Annotated in this window: 4 protein-coding genes; all 4 read right to left on the bottom strand. The window is 41.9% G+C overall.

The genetic code is table 11. The features are described from left to right. Window positions 1–1,371: cation:proton antiporter (locus tag AB7U21_RS07590; RefSeq protein ID WP_428388061.1), on the bottom strand; the 1,371-nt coding region annotated here is incomplete at its 3' end. A 79-nt stretch (window positions 1,372–1,450) separates the two neighbouring features. Continuing rightward, on the bottom strand, window positions 1,451–4,024 hold the full coding sequence (gene mprF / locus AB7U21_RS07585) for a bifunctional lysylphosphatidylglycerol flippase/synthetase MprF (protein WP_333786395.1): 2,574 nt from the start codon (window positions 4,022–4,024) through the stop codon (window positions 1,451–1,453). 242 nt (window positions 4,025–4,266) lie between these two features. Continuing rightward, complete coding sequence (locus AB7U21_RS07580) at window positions 4,267–5,094, bottom strand: mechanosensitive ion channel family protein (protein ID WP_333786394.1); 828 nt, start codon at window positions 5,092–5,094, stop codon at window positions 4,267–4,269. Then, on the bottom strand, window positions 5,094–6,169 hold a 1,076-nt coding region (locus AB7U21_RS07575), incomplete at its 5' end, for a hypothetical protein (RefSeq protein WP_428388058.1). The genes AB7U21_RS07580 and AB7U21_RS07575, both read right to left, overlap by 1 nt.

Below are 6,169 nucleotides of genomic sequence, written 5' to 3'. Positions count from 1 at the left end.
AACCTTATCGGGGAAAAAGCGTTCAATGAACCATAGCATTGGGCGGGTCATAAATGTGGTAAACAGAGCCATCATAACCATCATGGTAAAGATCGTAGGGGTCAAGATCCCGAGTTCGTATCCAATACTTAGGACAACCAGCTCCACCAGTCCTCGTGTATTCATCAGTGCTCCCAAAGCCAGAGAGTTTGCCCACGATTGACCTGTAAAGCGCGCTGCTATAGCGCTGCCACCAAATTTACCCATAATAGCTACCATAACGATCAGGCCACAAATAAGCCACAGGTAACCTGCATTCAGCAGGCCCAGCTGTGTGTTGAGACCATTTATGGCAAAGAACAAAGGTAAAAATATCACCAGGCTCACATCTTCTATGCGGGAAATGAGCACATTTCTGAAATCTATCTGAGAGGGCATTATGATCCCTGCCAGAAAGGCTCCAAAAAGAGCATGTATACCAATGGTCTCAGTTGCAAATGCTGACAGGAACAGCACAACGAACAATAGTGCAATGAACCCTTTACTCAAATGTTCCTGTGTGGCGTATATATTACCTAAATGTTGCAATATCGGCCGCACAAAGTAGATCATAAACAAAATGTAGAATATCGCCAGCACAACGGTAGCAACAAAGGTCATTATCGTATCGGCTCGGATAATGCCTACAACTGCCGCCAGCAGGCACCATGCTGTGACGTCATCGACGGCAGCACAGGTAAGAGCAAGGGTGCCTAAAGGCGATTGTGTCAGCTTGCGTTCCTGGATGATCCGGGCCAGTACAGGAAATGCTGTCAGGCTCATGGCAATGCCCATGAACAGACTAAATGAAATAAAAGGAACTCCTTCTGGTGCAAAGCCTGTGAACAGGAAGTAGGCCAGGCATACTCCGAAAAAGAAAGGCACTACGATGCTGGCATGACTCACGACCAGTGCAGTTTGTGCTTTATTTTTCATCAAATTGGAATCAAGTTCCAGACCAACGATGAACACAAAAAAGACCAGCCCAAGATTACTGAGCGTTTCTAACCAGCTCAAAGAGGCGGGACTGAACAAAAAACTGCTTAACTGAGGACACAATAATCCTAATACCGATGGGCCCAGTACTATCCCTGCTGTCATTTCGCCTAACACGGTTGGCTGACCTATTCTATTGAAGAATAAACCAAAAAGCCGGGCTATTAACACTATTACTGCGATCTGTAAAAACATCAGGCTAAGGGGGTGGTTCAAATTATTAGCTAAACTTCTGCCCATGACCAGTCCCAGATCCTCGTATGCCAGAAGATTGTTATGGCCGTTTATTACAGTATCAGGATCATCGGCCAAAGGAGACTCTAACCGCTGGCCCTGAAAGATGATCAGGAACACCATTAGAATAAATATACTATTGATCACCAGGTAAAATAGGATATTTCTGTGTGCATGATTTCGCATCAAGGAACCCGACCCCTCATTTTGTAAATATTTCTTTTGTTCCACCTGATATCAATAAAGCAATATCCTTCAGGACGAACATCTGCTTGATCCCTTTTGGCAAGGCTATATACCGGGGTTCCCATATAGGATTGAACTTTTCTTTATATGCCCTAAGGCCCTTGAAGTTGTAGAAATATTCTCCATGTGTGAAGATAGTTGAACCTATTTTGTTCCACAGTGGTGCAAGTGTCCTGTTCTCAAGACCTGAAAGTGGTGACATCCCCAGTGAAAAATACCTGAACCCGTTTTCTTTTCCCCACAGCATGAGCTTGGTAAAAAGATATTCCATAGTAGTGTTAGATATAGCGGGATCGTAACGCATAAGGTCGATAGCCATCTCTTCTTTATTGGCTGTCACCCAGATATTGGCAAAAGCAGCTACCTTATCACCCTTTTTTATGACCGCAAGAGGAAAATTAGCCAGATACTCAGTTTTAAAGGATCCCATAGAAAAACTCTTTTCTTTTGTGTTCTTGGTTTCCAGCCAGGCATCAGATATGCTTTTAAGCTCCTCTATATGAGCAGGGATCTCTCCAGGCTCCATGATCTCAAAATGGTAGCCATCTTTTTCCATACGTTTTACAGAATAGCGGAAATCTTTCCCTGCACTGCCCTCAAGGCTGAACTCTGAAAGCTGGACACGTGCTTCCTCTCCTATTTTGATCAAGGTAAGGCCAATGTCCAGATAATAGGGGATGTATTTCTCGCTTACTTCATAAAAAACGGTCCATCCCTGGTGCAGGTTTGCCATTTCGTGGAAATCCCATATCAGTTCTTTGATATTTTTGCTGTTCCCTATGGGATCGCCCATACAGACCCAGCTTTTTCCGGAAATCCCATACATAAGGAATGTATTTTTCGGCTCATCGAACAATACATACTTATCCTCAAGCAGAACGAGATTGCTGTTTGTGTCAGTACTTGTCCTGATAATTTCCTTCGTTTTAGCCATTTCTCCTTCATCAGGAAGTCTGAGGTCTTTGCTGGAACCTCCAAGCAGTCGCATGATCCCGAAGATAGCTAAAACTGCAGATATTCCTACAACAGATCTGAGGAACCTGGATACATGCATATTGGTTCCAAACTGCCACAAAAGTTCCTGCGAGTACTCCACATGTTCATGGGCAAAGATACCAAGCCATATGAAGCTTAGAACAACAACGGCAATAGCAATTATATTGTCCCTGCTGAAAGACTGGTTCAGCAGTGAAGACTTCCTGTAAAAATGCTTTCTTTGAGGCAATAACAGTAAAAATATGGCAAATAATATGCCTGATTCTATGTAGTTCAAACCTTTCAGGATCGAGAAGATACTGCCCAAGAACAGTATCGCTACTGATAGCAGATAAGCTCCATCGACCCTTTTCCACAAACCATTGGCCAGAATGAGAAGAAAGACCCCCAGCATACTGCTGAACAGGCTGGAAGACTCTATCAATGATAAAGGAACGATCTTTTCAATAATGCGCATGCCTTCCATCTGAGGAGGCAGGGCTTCGGAAAAAAGAAGCAATATCCCCGCAAAGAAAATAAGCACAGCGAATACCTGGGGTGTGAATGCAGCGACTGTCAGATATGTTTTTTTGTGCAGATTGATCAGTATCTCCTTCCTCGCATTGAACTCGCTATATGAAAGGACTATCAATCCCGCCAGGAAAGGTGTGAGATAATACACGATCCTGAACATTACAAGAGCAACAATGACAGTTTCAAGAGCTAAATGGGGAGCAAGTGCAAGGAGCATGAGCGCTTCGAAAGCTCCCAGCCCCCCGGGGATCGTAGTAATATAGGCAATTGTCTGTGCTGCTAAGAACATTGCCATGAAATATGGAAAAGATATCTCACCACTATGAGCGAGCAAGAAATATAATGCGCTGCCTGCAAAGATAGAATCCAGAGATGAAATGAGGATCTGTAGAAGAGCAGTCCTTACATCAGGGAATCGGATCTCATAGCCTTTTAAGCTGAATGTCCTATGCTGCAGGCACAGCACCAGATAACCAATAAGGAAGGACAATAAACAGACACCTAAGACCTTCAACATGATCTCATAAAAAACAAGGGACTCGGGAAGATCTATCGGATAGAAACTTAATAGCGATCCGCCTACAAAGCATACGCCAAGCCAGAATGTTATACTGCAGAATGTTATGGTCTTGCCTATTTGCAGCAGTGTCAGACCATAGGCAGAATATGACCTGTAACGCAGTGAGCCACCCGTAAGAGGATTGAATCCAATGCTATAACTGATGGACGTGCTTGTAAAAGAAGACCTGAGGATATCCTTGTATGAAACAGATTGGCCTATGTATCGCATGGCCAGGAAATCATAGCCGAGAAGAGCGATGTAACTCAACAAAGTGAAAGCAGAAGCAAATAACACACTCCACAGCTCAATGTCTGTGAAACTCACCTGGATTTCATTTAGTTGCAGGGGCTGAAGACCCCTGTCCAAAACCCATAGTGAAAGCGCAAAAATGGCAATTGGCAGTAAATAGCTGATCTTATTTAGTATTTCCTGCGCGTGATTATTTTTTCTATTACCCAATATAATTCACCTGAAATAAATACCTCTATATTAATCATGCTATTTGATATTAACTCAGGTTTTGAGCGCGAATAGAACATTTTTGGAATACTTAAGAGAATCCTGAGCAGCCTCATGATTTTTATTTCTAAGGATCTTAGGTTGAGATTTACCCTTTAAAGATAAATGTTTTAGGCTCCCAGATGAATCTTTCAGAAAATTGCACATTGATACAGCAGGTGACAATCTAATGGATCATGTGCTCATGCGGCTGTATATCCCTGGTTCACAATATATGCTTTTGGAGGTTTTATGCCTCTTTTATAGAACTCGTTCCATGTTCTCCGGGTTACATCGGACCTGAATACGAATTCATCCCTGAGGTCATTCACATATGCCCTTGCTTTCAGACCTTTGTAGAAAGGATAGTCGTTCAGGAGAATAACAACCGGTCTTGTCGGGGATATATATACGTATCTTGAAGTAACGACTGCTTCCCTCAATATCTTCATCGCCAGGTCTACGTCAGAATCGTTCTCAATGTAAATATCCAGCGTTGCCATCATTTCTGAACTGCCTGAATTGCCGCTTGCCACACTTTCAGTGAATACCAGATTGTTCGGAGCCGATACGAGATTGTCATCAGGTGTTACAAGACGGGTAGCTCTGAGGCCTATATCCTTGACCTCTCCATAATAGTTACCCATCTGGATCCTGTCTCCAACCTGATATGTTTTTTCCATTACAATTATAACTCCTGCTGCAATGTCCTCAAAAAGGTTCCTCAGACCAAAACCAATCGCAGCACCAATAAGACCACTTAATAGTATTAATTGGTCGAAGGAAAGTACAAATACAGATGCCAATATGTAATAGACAGCGAATGCGTAAATAAGGACTTTAGAGAGTGGTATTACAGTCTTGAGATATAGCCTGTACTTCCATGACATCTCGGAAACCTTTGTCAGCAAAAATGTCACAATTTTTGAAAGAACAAAGGCAAGAATTATGATGGCAAAGGATGCAAGTATAGTATCTGCATTAATATTTTCAAAGTTCGTGATCAATGCAGCAAGGTCGCCTTCAGCCATTACCACACCAGCCTTATGTTCTCGAGGTATTTGACCACAGCATGTAGTTTTTCGGGTCTTATGCTATAATATTTTTCCTTTTCCAGGATAAGGTTCTGAGAGAGTATTTCGAATAATAACCTGTTGATCGTCATATCATCTGCATTACAGCTCAAATATAGTATGTTTTTTAATTCATCCTTTTTAATATAACCCATTGAAAGTATAATGTAGAGAACAAACCTGCCAGTACTATCAAGCTCTATATCACTCGGAACATTATTTTTTGTGCTACTTGTTTTTATTATAGGATATTCCAGCCATTTGTTCCAGATCTCCTTTGCTACACCAGGATTACCTCGTGATATCTTTGTGATCTCTTTGATAATGATGGATTCTGCAGTTTCACTAGGAGTCCTATTAAAAAGAAGTGTTCGAAGAGCCATATAGTTTATGTGCAGACTGTATATATTGACCTTACCATGGGTTATTGTTTTAGCTATAGGTATTTTAGTCACCTGAAATATTTTATCTTCCTCTACATCAGTGTCATTCACAAATTGTATTTCGCCTTCATCATATGCTGAGAGCAGGAACTCTTTCATGTCAGCGGAGTTCAGTGATGGGATATTGACCTGTACTGGAAAGTATTTGCCTATGCCCAATACACGATGGAGATAATTCCAGGAATGGATGTTCCATGTGGTTATGTAAAGTCTTTCATCAGATGACAGCATCATATTCAGGAACTCTTCGATAACATCGAACCCACCGATCTTTCTCATATACAGATAATGACAATTGTCAAAAATCATTATCTTATTGGAGTCACCTAGCAGAGGGATCTGGTCCTTATTATCAATTATCGATGAAAAGGTGACCTTTGTCACATCATGCGGATGCATTTCGACTATCTCATCTACCAGTTCAGATTTACCAGCATAGGGTAACGCAAGTATGGCTACGTTGACCCGCTGGCCGGCTTCAAAATCAGAGATAGCTTTTTGAATGGCTGCGATCTGTTCGTCCATACCGAACACCAACTTATTCCCAGAGTCTTGCTCATCTGATGAAACCATAAATATTCTACCAATGT

The organism is Methanomethylovorans sp. (assembly GCF_050177135.1).
Lineage (GTDB): Archaea > Halobacteriota > Methanosarcinia > Methanosarcinales > Methanosarcinaceae > Methanomethylovorans.
Note: the sequence above shows the minus strand (reverse complement) of the source record. Positions and strands in the feature narration are given on the sequence as shown.